The sequence below is a fragment of the Pseudoalteromonas sp. H71 genome, from assembly GCF_001468485.1.
Taxonomy (GTDB): Bacteria; Pseudomonadota; Gammaproteobacteria; order Enterobacterales; family Alteromonadaceae; genus Pseudoalteromonas.
The window spans coordinates 128,917-145,023 of record NZ_LODI01000001.1 but is presented as its reverse complement, the minus strand read 5'-3'; the positions used below and the strand labels follow the sequence as shown (position 1 = coordinate 145,023).

Here is a 16,107-nt window from a genome sequence, read left to right as displayed (position 1 = left end):
TACCCACTATTTTTCTGCTTTGCTAGTCGTTTTACTAATGATTTGTAATCAGCTGGTATTAAGCTCTTTGGTTTAATTGAGTCTTATTAGTTCCCCCTGCTAGAGCAGGTTAAAACTAATGAAGACTAAAAATCATTCAACTAATTTGCTAACGGCAAACTTACTGTAAAAGTGACCCCATTATTTTGTGTATTATTTTGCGCACTTACACTGCCTTTATGGTAATCGCACACTAGCCTTACAATATAAAGTCCTAAGCCTAAATGCGGTTGTTGCTGCATGTGCTGGCTGCGCACAGACACCATAGAATCAAATATATGCTCGCTCAACCCTTCAGGCAATAAAGTACCTGTATTACTTACCGTTAATGTTGCTTTGTTTTCGCTTTGCTTCAGGTTGACTTCAATTGCTGTGTTAGCTTCACTAAATTCCAAAGCGTTATTAATGAGCTTATCAAGCAGCTGCGCTATAAACTCTGGTGCGCCTTGCATAGGTAATGAATTTGGGCATATATCAAGCGTAAATAATTGCTTAGGGTAAGTGAGTAAATACCCTTGCATACAGCCGTTAATAACAGAGCGTAGGTCAAATGGTTCGGGGTCATTGCTTTGAATGCTTTGCTCAAGGCGAGTAGCCTCACTCATGGTGGTAATTATTTTACCTAGGCGCTCTACGCCTTCACTGGCGCGATCGAGGTATTTTTGACTAAGCTCGGTTTGCTCCAAACTTTGTAAGTTTTCAAGAGAAGAACGCACTACCGCAACTGGCGTACGTAGTTCGTGAGATAAACGCGACGACATATTTTCTAAATAGTCGGTATAGCCGCCCAATCGGCTTACAATATTTGCAAAGCTACGCGACAGGTCGCCAATTTCATCATTAGAATCACTGTAACTAATACTGCCTGTAACACGCCCTTGTGCATCTATTGCTTGCTCTGCGGTATCGCGAAGGCGCCTGATGCGGCTCGATATTCGTGATGCAAAAAAGAATAAAGTCACAGTCCCTATTAGCATGACGGCTAAAATAACGTTAAATAACTTTTCGAGCGATTTATTACGAAGCGTGCGAACACCGTTGGTGGTTTCTTCTGCTATTACTGCACCAATAACGTTGTCTTCAATCCAAATAGGGTAGGCCGCTGATAAAATAACGGCTTTGCTATCGGGGGTGAGCCGCCAAGACGATGCAGGTTGGCCTTTTAGTGCATTGGCTAAATGACTGCCTTGCATAGATGCTACGTCGTGTAGGGTATCTATAAATTCGTTTTCAGGGCGGGTTAAAATTTTATAATAAAGTGGGTGCAAATAGGTTTGCTCAAAACGTTGCCATGCATTTTGAGGCGGCTGATTTTTAAGGCCATCTGCCCATACACCATCAGCGTTTTGAATGGTGCCCGATTGTGCAAGCACGCGGTGGTGATTGTCTACGACCCATATACGGCTGCCGCTGTGGCCCATTCCTTTTAAAATTCGGCTAATTTCTGGTGAAGGCACTAGCACCGAGCCTAAATCGCTTGGGTTATTTAAGTTAGAGGTCGACATAACGTTAGTTAACTCGTTTAAGCTATCGGTATCTACAATAGCAAAACCCAGTTTGTTTCCTAGCATGGCTAACGGAAAGCGCAGTTCAACGGTGTAACCTGTTTGGGTGCGTTTAAAATAGCCCTGAATTTTTGTAAATGGCGCTTTGGTGTTTGCATTAAATGCATTAACCCAGCCGTCTTGCCTAGGGGCTATGATATACGTATTAAACTGGCCATCAGGGGTTTTTAAACCAATTTTTAAATGGTCGTTATTAGTGATGCTTAAGCTGTTTTTAGCACGATAAATAAGTGTGTTGTCGGTCACATTAAAAACGGCGTATAAGTAGTTATCAAATTTACCTACCATGTGGTCGAACGATAAATCGCTGGCTTGGTGGTTTTTATTGGTTTTTTGTAAATAGCGTTTATCGTAATGCCAGAACAACGCTTTGTAGGGTTCCCAGTCGGTTAGTTTGCCATCGAGCTGAATAGGGTTTTTTAGGTTATAGGCGTATAAATCGCGGCCTTTTATTACTTGGTCTAGAAAGTTGGTTTGCTCGTCAAATAAAGCAGGACGTTCGTGCAGAGCAGTGGCAAGTGCACGCGTTGTGCCTACGAGGGTTTTTTCTTGGCCTTGGCGTAAAAACTTTTCCATTTCCCACACATATTCGTAACCTAGCCATGGCAGTAAAAATAAAAAACAAGAAAGCACAATAAACTTACTGCGCAGGCCAAATCTAAGCATTAATGTTGCTCCCACCTATAACCCATGCCATACACGGTATCGATACAGTCAAACTGCGAGTCAAGGGCGATAAACTTTTTACGAATACGTTTTACGTGGGAGGTGATGGTGCTGTCGTCCACATATATTTTTGCATCGCTCATTAAATCGTTACGGCTTTTAACATGGCCCGGGCGCTGCGCCAGTGAATGTAGCATCCAAAACTCGGTCACGGTTAAATCCACTAATTGCTGCTGCCAAAACACTTGCATGCGTTGCGTGTCGAGCACCAGCTGCCCGCGGGTTATAAGTGCATTGGCATCGGCGGGTTGTTCAAGAGCTTCCATTCTGCGAAACAATGCGCCTATTCGGGCAGCTAAATGAGCCAAGCTAATGTCTTTTGTTAGGTAGTCGTCGGCGCCCATACGCAGGCCGCAAACTGTGTCTATTTCGCTATCGCGTGCGGTTAAAAAAATAATAGGGAGCGTTTTAGATAAAGTACGCAGGGTTTGGCATAGTAAAAAACCGCCATCAATTTCGTGGCCAAGGCCTATATCAACAATGGCTAAATCGGGGAGTGCGTCTTTAAATGCATTTTCTGCTGTTATGCGGTCGCTGTAACCACTTACCTGATAGCCCTGTGCGCCTAACATTTCCATGTAGTTTTCGCGGATTGCGGTTTCATCTTCAATGATGGCTATTTTTTTCATTTTACACACCCCTATTTATTATAAAGCGCACTATATCGAAGTTTTTTAGCTATGTACGGTTAAAAAGGCAATTGCCATTTTTTTGCCACAATTGCTCAGCGGTTTGCCATTTTTGATCCCCTTTGTTGCCACTTGAGGTTGTTTTAATACATCTATCGAAACAAAACATCACAAAGTTAACATCAATTTTAAGGATCATATTATGAAGAAGGCATTAATCGCGCTAACGCTTGTTGCTAGTTTTTCTGCACCGGCATTGTCAGCAACGTCTAAGCACTCGCCCTCAAAAGAAGCAACCCAAGAAACTGCAATAGGCTTAGGTGCAGGCGCGATTGTTGGGGGTGTGGTTGGTGGACCAATTGGCGCATTTATAGGCGCATTTGCTGGTGGATTAATAGGGGATGCAAAGGTTGCTGACAACAAAATTAACGAGCAGCAACGCGCCTTGGCAGTAATGAAACAAAAAACTAAAGATTACCAACATGTGCTTAATCATAACAATCTGTTAGAGCAGCAGTTAGAGGTCCTTGCACAGCAAAATGAGCAGTTAACACAATCTCAAATTAATAACCTGCTTGCGATGACCGTTCAATTTAAAACGGGTTCAAGCGCAATAGCCCCCCACTTCGCTAAACAGCTCGACCAGTTAGTTGTGCTTTTAAACAACCAACCTCAATTAGCGCTTGATTTAAGTGGCTTTGCCGACCAACGAGGAGATGAACAGGCTAATTTTTTACTGTCTAAAAAACGTGTAAATGCAGTGCAAAGTTATTTAATAAAACACGGCGTTAGCCACACACGTTTAAGCGCGCAAGCCTTTGGTGAGCAACACACACTGGCAAACAGTAATACCCTAGAAGATAACTTTTTTGACCGTCGAGTAACGCTGACTACCCGTTCACTAACATCTGTAAATGGCCAAACGGCGAGTAACTAACTTTAGCGTTCGATGGAGTGATTTTATGTTGAGTAACCCAACCAAAATGCTTGTTAAGGCAAGCATTTTTATATTCATGGCTATATCGCTATTAGCAAGCAAAAGCAGCTATGCGCAATCGCCAAAGCTTGAACTAACCGACACCTTAGGTAAGCCCGTTAGCCCAGCTATTATATTAAAAAGCGACGCACAAATGACTGTAACAGGGTTAATTAACCATGTTGTTGTCAAGCAAACTTATCAAAACGAAAACCCGTTTGCGGTGAATGCGCGTTATGTATTTCCCTTACCCGACGAAAGTGCAGTACATGCCATGACAATGCGTGTAGGTGAGCGAGTCATCAAAGGCCAAATTGATAAAAAAATAGAGGCTGAAAAAAAATACGCACACGCACAAAAGGCAGGGAAACAGGCCGCACTTGTGCGTCAACAACGGGCAAATATGTTTGTCACTAATGTGTCAAATATTGGTCCTGGTGAGCAGGTGGTTATTGAGCTTGAGTATCAAGAAATTATTAGTTACCGCAGTGGCACTTTTGCCATTCGTTTTCCTACCACCATTACGCCACGTTACCACGCAATTAGCGGTGAAGTTGAGTTTAATGAGCAAAACCAAGCTCCCGTCAATACTGCACCAAGCGGCTGGTTAAGCCCTGTTTACAGTATACAAAGCGCGGCGTGTAACGATGACGACGAACCTAGTAGTAAATTTAGTTTAAATATAGATATAGACGTTGGGTTAGAGTTGGTGGATATAAACTCTAAATTTCATAACGTAGATATTCATAACCCTGCATTTGGCCAATACACCGTTGCATTAAACGAGCAAAATGCCATAAACCGCGACTTTGTTCTTGAGTTTAAACCGCTGCAAAAAGAAAGCGCGCAAGCTGCCTTTTTTACCCAGCAGTTTGACAATGGCGATCGATACGGACTTGCAATGCTAATGCCGCCTGCTGATCACTTTACGCAAACTCAACGCTTACCCCGAGAAATGGTATTTGTAGTAGATACCTCAGGCTCAATGCATGGGCAGTCTATTGAGCAGGCAAAAAAAGCGTTATTTTATGCGCTGTCGTTACTTGAAAGCGACGACAGCTTTAACATTATTGGTTTTGATAATAATGTCACAGCCATGAGTGATAGGCCTCTTATAGCCAGTGATTTTAACTTACGCCGAGCTGAGCGTTTTATTTACAGCCTAGAGGCCGATGGCGGCACAGAAATACAAGGCGCGCTTGATGCGGTACTTGATGGCAGTTCGTTTGATGGTTTTGTACGCCAAGTGGTGTTTTTAACCGACGGCAGTGTAAGTAACGAAGCTACTTTATTTAAAAATATTCAGGCTAAATTAGGTGATAGCCGTTTATTTACAGTAGGAATTGGTAGCGCCCCTAATAGCTTTTTTATGCGCCGTGCAGCAGATATAGGAAAAGGCACATTTACTTTTATTGGCAGCACACAAGAAGTACAGCCTAAAATGCAGCAGTTATTTGATAAGCTCGCCCACCCAGCCATTACTGAGCTAGCTTTAAGCGATGAAAACGGTAACCCTTTAGATTTTTGGCCATCACCCTTACCTGATTTATATTTTGGCGAGCCTATCATGGTCGCTATAAAACTTAATGATGCTAAAAGTGTGATACTTACAGGGCAAACAGCACAAGGGCCTTTAAGTATTAAATTAAGCACACAAAATAGCTCAAGTGCTCAAGGCATAGCGAAACTGTGGGCGCGTCAAAAAATTAAGTCACTACTTTTATATAACGAGCAAAGTAGTGTTAAAGACAAGGTGCAAAAATTAGCATTAACGCATCAACTATTAAGTCCATTTACTGCGTTTATTGCCATTGAACATGCTCAAATTAAAGACGTTGCAGATCAAACTGCTCAAGTCGCTAACCAAGTGCCGCAAGGGATGAAAATGCGTTTGCCGCAAACCGATGGTCAAAGTAGGCTGCATATAATGTTAGGTAGTATGTTACTTATAACACTTGGTGTACTTAAATTAAAAAGACGCGTTAAAACATGAAAAAGTGGTTAAGTGCAGGGCTATTAATTATAGGGCTCAGCTTGTTTGGCCACGGAGCTTATATGCAAACAAAGGCATGGTTTGCACAAGTGCTTATTGAGCGTGCGTGGCAGCAAGCCCTAAGCCGGCCCAGTGAAAAAGTAAAACCGTGGTTTTATGCTGACAGTTTTGTAACCGCGCAGCTTCATTTTCCATCGCATAATAAAACATTAAGTGTGCTCGGTGGTGCGAGTGGTCGAAATTTAGCATTTGCACCAAGCCATTTTTTGCCCGCTGGGGAATTGGGTGATCGCCAAAAGGGAGCGTTAATAGCAGGCCATAACGACACCCACTTTGCGTTTTTGCAGCACGCTAAAGTGGGTGAACAGTTTACTATGCAGTTACAAAGCGGGGAATTACAGCAGTATACAGTCACGGCGGTTGATATAATTCATCAATCGCAGCATGATTTTTTACGCACACCGGGGCTTTATTTACTTACCTGTTATCCCTTTGATGCATTAGCGTCGGGCACCGATTTGAGGTTATTGGTATCGGCAGAAATATCTTCACCGGATTCACTAAGTGGTATATCAACAACAAGCTCTTGATGGCGCTGGCTAACCATAACGCCAATAAAGACTACAAAAATACTAAGCCACTGCCAAAGTGTAAGTACCTCTCCCAAAATAATAGCCGATAAAATAAGTGTAAATATGGGGATTAAATTTGAATACGCCGCCGCTGTAAGCACCGATACCTTGCTAATGGCATAGTTATACATACCGTAGCCGCCTAGGGTAACGCAAGAGCCTAAATATAAAATACTCATAAGTGCTGTTAGGTCGTGTTGATTTTCGCTGGGTAGGTCAATAAAAAATAGAAAGGGGGCAAAAAACAAACTTCCGCTAATGCCTTGTAATGCAATTAAAGTCAGTGGTGAATACCGGTTTGCTAAGTGTTTAATGCTAACGGTATAAAAAGCAGCGCACACCATAGCCATTAGCTCTAAAAAGTTACCTAATATAGGGTTAGGCGCTTGTTCTGAGCTAGGAGAGAGAAGCGTAAGTAAAATACTGCCGCCAATACATAGCGTAAAGCCCACCACAATGGCTTTACTTATGTATTCTTTGAGCATAAAAAATGCTAAAAATGCGATTATTATTGGCAAGCACGACACAATAACACCCGCCTGAGATGCCGATGTATATTCCATTGCGTGGCCTTCAAATAAAAAGTACAAGCAAGGCTCAGCAAGCGACATGCCCACTAAATACTTCCAATCACCTTTTTGATATTCAAAGCGAATAACATAACGCCATAAACACAATGAAATAACGAGCGTAGTAAGCATACGTAAAAATATCACTAATGCCGGATCGTAAATGGCAATGGCGTATTTAAGCGCTATGAACGAACTGCCCCATAAAAAAGTGGCAATAATTAAACATAAACTAGCAGGCATAAGACTTATTTAAACGATAAAATATAGCGCGATCCTAGCATGAAAATTTTTAACTTGTTCAAAAATACCGAGCTGGTATAAATTAAATCATAATAAAATTTTAATAGCTAAAAACAATGCAAAGGGAACAGGTAATAGTTGTAAAGTTAGGTACGAGCGTACTAACTGGTGGCACCGATAAACTAGATAAAGCCCATATGGTTGAGTTAGTTCGCCAATGTTGTGAGCTTAAAAAACAAGGGCATCGGGTTATTGTAGTATCAAGTGGGGCTGTAGCTGCAGGCCGCGAACAATTATTAAAACCCTGTGGTACGAGCTTAGTTGATAAACAAATGTTAGCCGCAATAGGGCAGGGCCAACTTATTCATATATGGCAAAGTTTATTTGCCTTGTATGGCGTAAACGTAGGGCAAATGCTGTTAACACGCGCTGATGTTGATGACAGAGAGCGCTACTTAAACGCACGCGATACATTAACGGCCTTACTAAGCTACGATGTAGTGCCTATTATTAATGAAAATGACGCCGTTGCCACAAGCGAAATTAAAGTAGGTGACAACGATAACCTATCAGCCTTGGTGGCAATATTAGCCAACGCAGACAAATTGCTATTATTAACCGACCAAGACGGCTTGTTTACCAGCGATCCGCGCATCAATGCCGATGCAAAGCTTATTGACGAAGTAGCTCACATAAACGATGAACTTCGCCTACTTGCTGGTGGCAGCGGAACACACTTAGGTACCGGCGGTATGGCAACAAAGCTGCAAGCGGCCGATGTGGCCAGGCGTGCAGGCGTTGAAGTTATTATTGCCAAAGGCGCTGGCAGCAACGTTATTTTAAAATGCATGAGCGAGAAATTACCGGGTACGCGCTTTTTAAAGTTAACAGCGCCTAAAGATGGTCGCAAAAAATGGTTATTAGCCGGGCCTAAAAGTAATGGGCAAATAGCAATAGACGCAGGCGCTATTAGTGCGCTGCAAAATAATGGGGCAAGTTTATTGGCCAAAGGGGTCACCAATGCCTTTGGGGATTTTGAACGTGGGGACTTAATAGATTTGATTGATACAAATAACCAAGTAATTGCGCGCGGTTTAACCCGCTTTAGTCGCTCGGAGGTTAATAAAATTAAAGGCGCACATTCAAATAATATTGCTCAGTTGCTTAGTTATGACGCTGGTTCAGAAGTATTGCATAGAGACGACTTGGTACTACTTTAATGCTTAACTAAAAAGAATGAATTTTAATTAACTGTCTAATTATTTAGTAAAGTTATAGATTACGTCTACACTGGTTAAAAATTATTCAAGACAGGGTGTGGCAATGCAAGCCAATTCATGTGGCCACGAGTGGGTAGTCGAACTCACTTGTCAGGAAGACGAAAGCCATTTAGATTCGGCTTTAATAGACGTGTTAGGTGACTTACTAAGCGAAAATAATTTTGCGATTTACATAAATAAGCACGTTACTTTGAAAGCCCCACCTCTGCTTTTAAACACTCAAAGCAACTTAACATACTTAGAGCCCAGTCAAGCCCAATTAATACTCAATAAAGCAACGCCTAGTAAAACAAGAGTTATTCATACGACTGATGATGTAACAACATACATCCCAGTTAATCATAGCGATACTATTCTGGGTGTTTTAATTATTAAAACCAAGCAGTTAATAACCGATAGAATAAGTGCATTAGCTATGTACATTTTAAATGTATACGCGAATCAATTATGGATTTTGCATAAGTCGCGCTTAGACCCTTTAACGGGGCTTTTAAATCGTCAAACCTTTGACAAAAAAGTAATGGAAATAGTCACCGGCAATGGTTTTTTATTACCCCGAGAGCAAGTACATAAAAAACGCTGTTGGTATTTAGCCATTGTTGACATTGATTTATTTAAAAATGTTAACGATACATTTGGCCATGTAGTTGGCGACGGTGTTATTGCACAAGTTGCTAAACTCATAAAAAATAATTTTAGAATTGAAGATTATGCTTTTAGATACGGAGGGGAAGAGTTTGCAATCGTATTTCAGTCGCAAACAAATACGGATGCACTTAATGCGCTAACTCGTTTACAACAGCGGGTGGCCAGCCATGATTTTGAGCACATACAGCAGTTAACAATTAGTATTGGCTTTTTAAAGCTGCAGAGCGCTGATACCGTTTCAAGCATAGTAAACCAAGCCGACATGGCGTTATATCACTCAAAAAAAACAGGACGGAATAAGGTGACATCATGTTACGAGCTTACGCTCAGCGAACAAGTCAGGGTTTCTCATTAGTATTGAGCTTTTTTGATTGTAAATTTGTGCTAAAATCTGGCTCCTTAAATTGTTGTAGTCAGAGTATTAAGCATGAAATTCGTTCGTTGGTTTTTAGGTTGTATAATTTTATTCTTTAATTTTATATTTACTCCTCGTAGTAAAAAGCGTGCAAGCGACGAGCAAGCCAAGCTTGATCTGCAAACCTCTCATTTTAAACTTTATCAATTTAAAGCATGCCCGTTTTGTGTGAAAGTACGCCGTGCTATTAAGCGCGAAGGCTTGAACATAGAAACACGCGATGCAAAAGACAATGAGCAATATCGACAAGAGTTATTAGAGCAAGGTGGCAAAGTTAAAGTGCCTTGCTTACGTATAGAGCAAAATGGCCAAACTCAATGGCTTTACGAATCTAACGATATTATTGCGTACTTAAATAAAGTAGCTGCTTAAACGTAACCATATAATTTTTATCTCACTTATTTAAAGAGACATTACCATGACAATCCGTACTCGTGTTGCCCCGTCGCCAACAGGTGATCCGCATCTTGGCACAGCTTACATTGCTTTATTTAACTACTGTTTTGCTAAACAGCAAGGCGGCGAGTTTGTGCTTCGTATAGAAGACACCGACCAAGTGCGCAGCACACCAGAATCAGAGCAAGCTATTATGGATAGCCTGCGTTGGTTAGGCCTTGAGTGGGATCATGGCCCTGATGTAGGTGGTGATTTTGGCCCGTACCGTCAGTCTGAACGTAGCGATTTATATAAAAAATACGCGCATCAGTTAGTTGAGCAAGGTAAAGCATTTTACTGTTTTGCAACCAGTGAAGAGCTTGACCAAATGCGCGAAGAGCAAATGGCCGAAGGTCTGCGCCCTAAGTACGATGGTCGTGGTTTGAACCACACCGAAGACGAAATTAAAGCAAACTTAGCTGCAGGTAAGCCTTACGTTATACGTATGAAAATACCAAGCGAAGGCACCTTTAAATTTAACGACTACCTACGCGACGAAATTGAGATCCCGTGGGAAAACGTAGACATGCAAGTGCTATTAAAAGCCGATGGTTTTCCAACGTACTTTTTAGCTAATGTGGTAGACGATCATCACATGCAAATTAGCCATATTTTTCGTGGCGAAGAGTGGATTAACTCAGCACCTAAACTATTAAAACTTTACGAAGATTTTGGTTGGGAAGCGCCGGTACTTGGCCACCTACCATTATTACGTAACCCAGATAAATCAAAGCTTTCTAAGCGTAAAAACCCAACGAGTATTAATTACTATAAAGAAATGGGTTACCTACCAGAAGCCGTGCTCAACTACTTAGGCCGCATGGGGTGGTCAATGCCAGACGAGCGTGAAAAATTCACACTTGATGAAATGATTGAACACTTTGACATGAAGCGTGTATCGCTTGGTGGCCCAGTATTTGACGTAGATAAGTTAAGCTGGTTAAACGGTACGTGGATCCGCGAAAACCTAACCGACGAAGAGCTTGTGAAGCGCTTTGTTGATTGGAAGTTTAACGGTGTCATGCTAGCTAAAGTATTACCAGAAGCTAAAACGCGTATTAACACGCTGTCGGATATGGTTGATTTAGCCGGACACTTTGTTGGCGGTATTCCAACTTACGACCCTGCACTGTTAACAGCGGGCAAAGCTGACGAAAACGTAATACGCCAAGCGCTACAATTTTTTGTATGGCAATTAGAAGGCTTACGTAGCTTTGAAAAGCCAGCTATTTTTGCCATTGCAAAAGAGGTTGCTACATTCCACGAGCTTAAAATTAAAGACTTTTTAGAGCCGATATTTGTAGCAATTACCGGTAAAACGTCATCGACGTCGGTACTTGATGCAATGGAAATTTTGGGCTCTGACCTATCACGTGCGCGTTTACGTGTAGCGCTTGCTCATTTAGGTATTTCTAAAAAGCAGGCTAAAAATATTGAGCGTGCGTACCGCACATATCCAAGTGCATAATGACTAAATGATGCATTTTTAAAAGCCGAGCTTAGTAAATAAGTTCGGCTTTTTTGTTTTTGGGAGCCAGTGTTAAATAGTTCCGGTATTACTGCATTTATTCCAAATCGTAAGCTTGACCCGTACAAGTAACCGAAATGTCGCAATAAGATTGAGGAGTTTCACTACAAGAATTAATAGTAAAGGCATTACCGCCTCTGCGCATTGCATCCGCTTTAAGTGAATCTATGGCACTTGATTTTGCGCGATTATAACTAACGTTACTGCTTTCACCTCGGCCATCTCCATTACAGCTCTCGCCTTCAATTCGACCTAACAATAAAGCACCGCTTTCGTGAGCTTGTTGGTCACTATAAAATTGATGCAGATCTCTTTTATTTACATAAGTACCAATTTCATCAGCTAAAACATCGTTGTTTATATTGGTATGATAGGTAACGCCAGAACACCCTGTTAATGTTGTTATTACACAGGTTAAAGCAAAAATACGCAGCATAATGATCAATCCCTTAGTTATTATTTGTAGGCCCATCAACAAATTATCAATAAAAACAAAAGCAAGCAAAGCAAAAATAAAAGTAAGTTGTATCATTTTGTAAGTGATTCGACCTCTCTTTAATTTTTTTCTGGTAGTATGGGTAAGTTATAAGCAGTTTAAGCAGTGAACAAACTATGTTAAGTCCTTACTTTCAGCAGCACGCTGATTATGTTTCTATTTCTCGTGAGCAAGGGTGTCGTTTCGCAAAATGCGTTGCCGATGATTACAATCCACTTCATGATAAAGATGCCAAAAAGTTTTGCGCGCCAGGAGACTTGCTTTTTTCTTTAGTGTTAGACCGCTATGGTATTAGTGAGCGAATGGAATTTACCTTTGCTGGTATGGTTGACGAAAACACCAAACTTAGCTTCCCTGAAGGGGGGGACGAGTTTGATGTAACCAATGGCGATAAAGTAATTTTAAAGGTAAAACGCGAAGGTAAAACAAGCAAATGCCCAACACTTACTAATAGCTTAATAAAAAACTATGTTGAGTTTTCTGGTACGGCTTTCCCACATGTCATTATTCCACTAATGGGCAAGCAAGAGGTGATGATTAACCCTGCGCGGCCTATGGTTATTTACGAGTCAATGATTATTAACCTCGATAACATTGAGATTAAAGCACCAACGCTTGAATTTGCTGAGCCAAGTTTTGAATACACAGGCAAGCGCGGCAAAATTACCTTACGCTTTAATTTACTAGAAAACGGCGAAAAAGTCGGTTTTGGTGAAAAGCACATGGTGGTGTCGGGTATTCGTGAATACTGCCAAGCAACGGTTGATGATTTAATTGCATTTTATAACGAGCGAAAAGCGACCTTAAAACCGGTTTAACATTAGCATTTAAATGGGGCGCTATTGATAGCGCCTTTTTTATTGCTAAAGCTCAGGTATAATGGCGCTCTTTGTTATTTTAAAGCTAAGCCTATGTCTGCCACATCATTTTCATCACTTAATCTCGATTCGTTATTACTAACAGCGATTGAGCAAAATAATTACACCACGCCTACCGCAATTCAGATTAAAACTATTCCGCCTATTTTAGCGGGCAACGATGTAATGGGCAGCGCGCAAACAGGCACAGGTAAAACAGCAGCCTTTGTATTACCGCTTCTTCATAAGCTTTTAAATACACCAAAAAAAGATGAGCCAGGTATTGCTCGAGTGGTTATTTTAACGCCAACGCGTGAGCTTGCTCAGCAAGTGTTTGCAAGTTTTGAAAAATACGCCCAAGGCAGCAATATTCAGGGCGCTTTAGCGTATGGCGGTGCAAGTATTGGCCCGCAAATTAAAGCACTTAAAACGGCGCAAGTGATAGTTGCAACGCCAGGGCGTTTACTTGATCATATCGTTAAAGGCAGTGTGGTGCTTTCAAGTGTTGATTCATTGGTATTTGATGAAGCCGACCGCATGCTCGACATGGGCTTTATTGATGAAATAAAACGTATTTTGCGCCACATTCCAGGCGATCGCCAAACCTTATTATTCTCAGCTACCTTTGATGACGGCGTGTTTGAGCTAAGTAAAAAGCTACTTAAAAACCCTGAGTTGATTGAAGTAGATAAACGTAACTCGGCTGCCGTTGAAGTCGAACAGGTTATTTACGCTGTTGATGAAGACAGAAAACGCGAGCTGGTATCGCACATGATTGGCATGAAAAATTGGCGCCAAGTACTTATATTCACGCGCACCAAGCAAATGGCCGATAAGCTTGCCAAAGAAATGTGTAAAGACGGTTTAAAAACAGAATCTATTCATGGCGATAAATCGCAAGGCGCGCGCGACCGTGCACTACAAAACTTTAAAGAGGGCACTACACGCGTATTAGTTGCCACTGATGTAGCAGCGCGCGGGCTTGATATTCCTGCGCTTAAATACGTAATAAACTTTGAGCTGCCATACATAGCAGAAGACTACGTACACCGCATAGGCCGCACTGGTCGTGCAGGTGAGCAAGGGCTTGCTATGTCATTAGTTAGTATTGATGAGCAATGGCTACTTGAAGAAATTGAAGTACTGCTTGATACCCGCTTAACACCACAATGGCTTGAAGGTTATGAACCTGATTTAAATAAGCCACCTAAAGATAACCGCAAAAACACCAACAAAGCGCGTAAAGATCGCGATAAAAAACGTATTACAGGAAAAAGGGCTCCAAGCAGGCGCCGTAAATAATAGCCAATAGTATGGGGCTGTTAATGCCCCATTTAGTGATAAAAAATTAGTTTTTAAATAGTATTTAGCAATTTTATACACATCAGCTGCGCTTATTTTAATAGTCACTTTTACATAAAGCGGCTAAATAAGTAAAACCCCCTTTAAATAGGAATACATTGTAAGTGTTTTTTCTTCTTACAAATGTGCATTACTACAGTTTAAATCTATACTTAATCTACGACTAATAAGTTGCTAGAGCGATGAAAGGCATTATTTTTACTGAATTTTTAGAAATGGTCGAGATCACATTTTCACCAGCCGTTGCCGATCAAATTATTGAGCAAAACGAGCTGGATTCTAATGGGGTTTATACCAGTGTCGGTAACTATAACAAGCAGGAGCTTTTAAAGTTAGTAACTTCACTGAGTGGCATTGTTAATATTCCGATTGATGTACTTGTTAAAGAGTACGGGAAATATTTGTTAAAGCGTTTTTTAGTCTACTATCCACAATTTTTTGAAGAGCTCACTACCACATTTGACTTTTTATGTACCATAGATAGGCACGTGCATGTAGAAGTTGAAAAACTATATACCGACGTTGAGTTACCTAGCTTTCAAACCAAACGATTAAGTGATACCCAAATGCGGATGATTTACCATTCGAGTAACCCTTTGCTGTACTTGCTGAAGGGTTAATAGAAGGTGCAGCCGAACATTTTAAGGAAAATATAAGCATAAGCAGCGAGATCAGTGACGATCATCAAGTGGCTACGTTTAACTTAACACTGGTAGGTTAAATATGGATGTAGCCCTTTTACAGCGGAGGTTAGAGCGAGAGCGCTTGGCGCGAAAAGAAGCCAAAAAGCTGCTTGAAGCCAAATCATTACAGCTTTACGAAGCCAATGAGGTGCTTAAAGGTGCGGCTGAAAACTTGGAGCAAGAAGTTGCCAATAGGACCCACGATCTTAAACTTGCTAAACAAGATGCAGAAGCTGCTAATGAGGCTAAATCAGACTTTTTAGCAAACATGAGCCATGAGATTCGCACCCCGATGAATGCCATAATAGGTATGGCTTATTTGGTTTTAGATACTGAACTTTCGGATAAACAGAGAGACTATGTTGAAAAAATTCATTATTCGGCAGAGTCTTTATTAGGGATAATTAATGATATTTTAGACTTTTCAAAGGTCGAAGCGGGTAAAATAGAGCTTGAAAAAAAAGAATTTAATTTTAATACCTTCCTAGAAAATCTTATAAATATTATTAGTACGTTAGCATCACAAAGAAAAATTGAAGTGGTGTTTGATATTGACCCTCTGCTGCCTGATTTCTTTATTGGCGATGCATTAAGGCTTAACCAAGTGCTGTTAAACCTACTTAATAACGCGCTTAAATTTTCGACCCGCGGTAAGGTTATTCTAGCTGTTAAATTAGTTCAAAAAGTAGATAGCTGTTGCAGCGTCGCTTTTTCTATTTCAGATAACGGCATTGGGATGACCCAAGCACAAGTTGACTCACTGTTTAAACCTTTTACTCAGGCTGATGTATCGACAACCCGAAAGTTTGGTGGAACGGGGCTTGGTTTGGTAATAAGCAAAACATTGGTTGAACTAATGCAGGGAGATATTGCAGTAAATAGCAAGTTAAATAAGGGGAGCTGCTTTAGTTTTACTATTCCACTTAATTATTCGACTAAGCAAAGTGAGTTTGATATATCACATATTAGAGCCAAGCGGGCACTTGTTATTGAAAGTTCAGATAGTCAGTTAACATCATTATAAACGCTGC

At 41.0% G+C, this 16,107-nt stretch carries 15 protein-coding genes; 11 read left to right on the top strand and 4 right to left on the bottom strand.

Features of this window, described 5'->3' with window-relative positions; translation table 11 throughout:
- Positions 1-140: 140 nt before the first annotated feature.
- Together pdsS and pdsR are read right to left on the bottom strand one after the other, a co-directional pair.
- The gene (pdsS, locus tag ATS71_RS00650; protein WP_058403075.1) at positions 141-2,270 is read right to left on the bottom strand and encodes a proteobacterial dedicated sortase system histidine kinase; all 2,130 of its coding nucleotides are present in this window, start codon (positions 2,268-2,270) and stop codon (positions 141-143) included.
- Positions 2,270-2,959, bottom strand: coding sequence for a proteobacterial dedicated sortase system response regulator (gene pdsR / locus ATS71_RS00645; RefSeq protein ID WP_058403074.1), 690 nt, complete (start codon positions 2,957-2,959; stop codon positions 2,270-2,272). The genes pdsS and pdsR overlap by 1 nt, the downstream gene beginning before the upstream one ends.
- A 202-nt stretch (positions 2,960-3,161) precedes the next feature.
- On the opposite strand from pdsR, the gene pdsO reads away from it, so the two are divergent.
- The 3 genes from pdsO to ATS71_RS00630 are packed head-to-tail and all read left to right on the top strand — an operon-like array spanning position 3,162 to position 6,518.
- Positions 3,162-3,896 carry a sortase-associated OmpA-like protein PdsO gene (gene pdsO, locus ATS71_RS00640; protein WP_058403073.1) on the top strand — a complete coding sequence of 245 codons (735 nt, stop codon included), beginning with the start codon at positions 3,162-3,164 and terminating at the stop codon, positions 3,894-3,896.
- 25 nt (positions 3,897-3,921) lie between these two features.
- Positions 3,922-5,928, top strand: a complete 2,007-nt coding sequence (locus ATS71_RS00635; RefSeq protein WP_058403072.1) for a marine proteobacterial sortase target protein — start codon at positions 3,922-3,924, stop codon at positions 5,926-5,928.
- The gene (locus ATS71_RS00630) at positions 5,925-6,518 is read left to right on the top strand and encodes a class GN sortase (RefSeq protein WP_058403071.1); all 594 of its coding nucleotides are present in this window, start codon (positions 5,925-5,927) and stop codon (positions 6,516-6,518) included. The genes ATS71_RS00635 and ATS71_RS00630 overlap by 4 nt, the downstream gene beginning before the upstream one ends.
- On the opposite strand, the gene ATS71_RS00625 is transcribed toward ATS71_RS00630, so the two are convergent.
- Positions 6,413-7,372: a DMT family transporter gene (locus ATS71_RS00625; RefSeq protein WP_058403070.1), complete on the bottom strand. Its 960-nt coding sequence runs from the start codon at positions 7,370-7,372 to the stop codon at positions 6,413-6,415. The two genes, ATS71_RS00630 and ATS71_RS00625, sit on opposite strands and share 106 nt — an antisense overlap.
- A gap of 116 nt (positions 7,373-7,488) precedes the next feature.
- Here ATS71_RS00625 and proB point away from each other — a divergent pair, with 116 nt between their 5' ends.
- The 4 genes from proB (at position 7,489) to gltX (ending at position 11,618) form a co-directional block, all read left to right on the top strand.
- On the top strand, positions 7,489-8,592 hold the full coding sequence (proB, locus tag ATS71_RS00620) for a glutamate 5-kinase (RefSeq protein WP_058403069.1): 1,104 nt from the start codon (positions 7,489-7,491) through the stop codon (positions 8,590-8,592).
- Positions 8,593-8,695: 103 nt separating this feature from the next.
- Positions 8,696-9,655: a GGDEF domain-containing protein gene (locus ATS71_RS00615; protein ID WP_058403068.1), complete on the top strand. Its 960-nt coding sequence runs from the start codon at positions 8,696-8,698 to the stop codon at positions 9,653-9,655.
- Positions 9,656-9,727: 72 nt separating this feature from the next.
- On the top strand, positions 9,728-10,087 hold the full coding sequence (locus tag ATS71_RS00610) for a glutaredoxin family protein (protein ID WP_058403067.1): 360 nt from the start codon (positions 9,728-9,730) through the stop codon (positions 10,085-10,087).
- 46 nt (positions 10,088-10,133) lie between these two features.
- Positions 10,134-11,618, top strand: a complete 1,485-nt coding sequence (gltX, locus tag ATS71_RS00605; protein ID WP_058403066.1) for a glutamate--tRNA ligase — start codon at positions 10,134-10,136, stop codon at positions 11,616-11,618.
- Positions 11,619-11,715: 97 nt separating this feature from the next.
- Here the strand turns inward: gltX and ATS71_RS00600 are convergent, their stop codons facing one another.
- Complete coding sequence (locus ATS71_RS00600) at positions 11,716-12,114, bottom strand: hypothetical protein (RefSeq protein WP_058403323.1); 399 nt, start codon at positions 12,112-12,114, stop codon at positions 11,716-11,718.
- 176 nt (positions 12,115-12,290) lie between these two features.
- On the opposite strand from ATS71_RS00600, the gene ATS71_RS00595 reads away from it, so the two are divergent.
- From ATS71_RS00595 to ATS71_RS18750, 4 genes are all read left to right on the top strand, one after another.
- On the top strand, positions 12,291-12,992 hold the full coding sequence (locus ATS71_RS00595; RefSeq protein ID WP_058403065.1) for a DUF3581 domain-containing protein: 702 nt from the start codon (positions 12,291-12,293) through the stop codon (positions 12,990-12,992).
- Between the two features lie 93 nt (positions 12,993-13,085).
- On the top strand, positions 13,086-14,333 hold the full coding sequence (locus ATS71_RS00590) for a DEAD/DEAH box helicase (RefSeq protein WP_058403064.1): 1,248 nt from the start codon (positions 13,086-13,088) through the stop codon (positions 14,331-14,333).
- Between the two features lie 242 nt (positions 14,334-14,575).
- Complete coding sequence (locus ATS71_RS00585) at positions 14,576-15,013, top strand: heme NO-binding domain-containing protein (RefSeq protein WP_235591387.1); 438 nt, start codon at positions 14,576-14,578, stop codon at positions 15,011-15,013.
- A gap of 103 nt (positions 15,014-15,116) precedes the next feature.
- Positions 15,117-16,100, top strand: coding sequence for an ATP-binding protein (locus ATS71_RS18750; RefSeq protein ID WP_235591386.1), 984 nt, complete (start codon positions 15,117-15,119; stop codon positions 16,098-16,100).
- Positions 16,101-16,107: the final 7 nt, after the last annotated feature.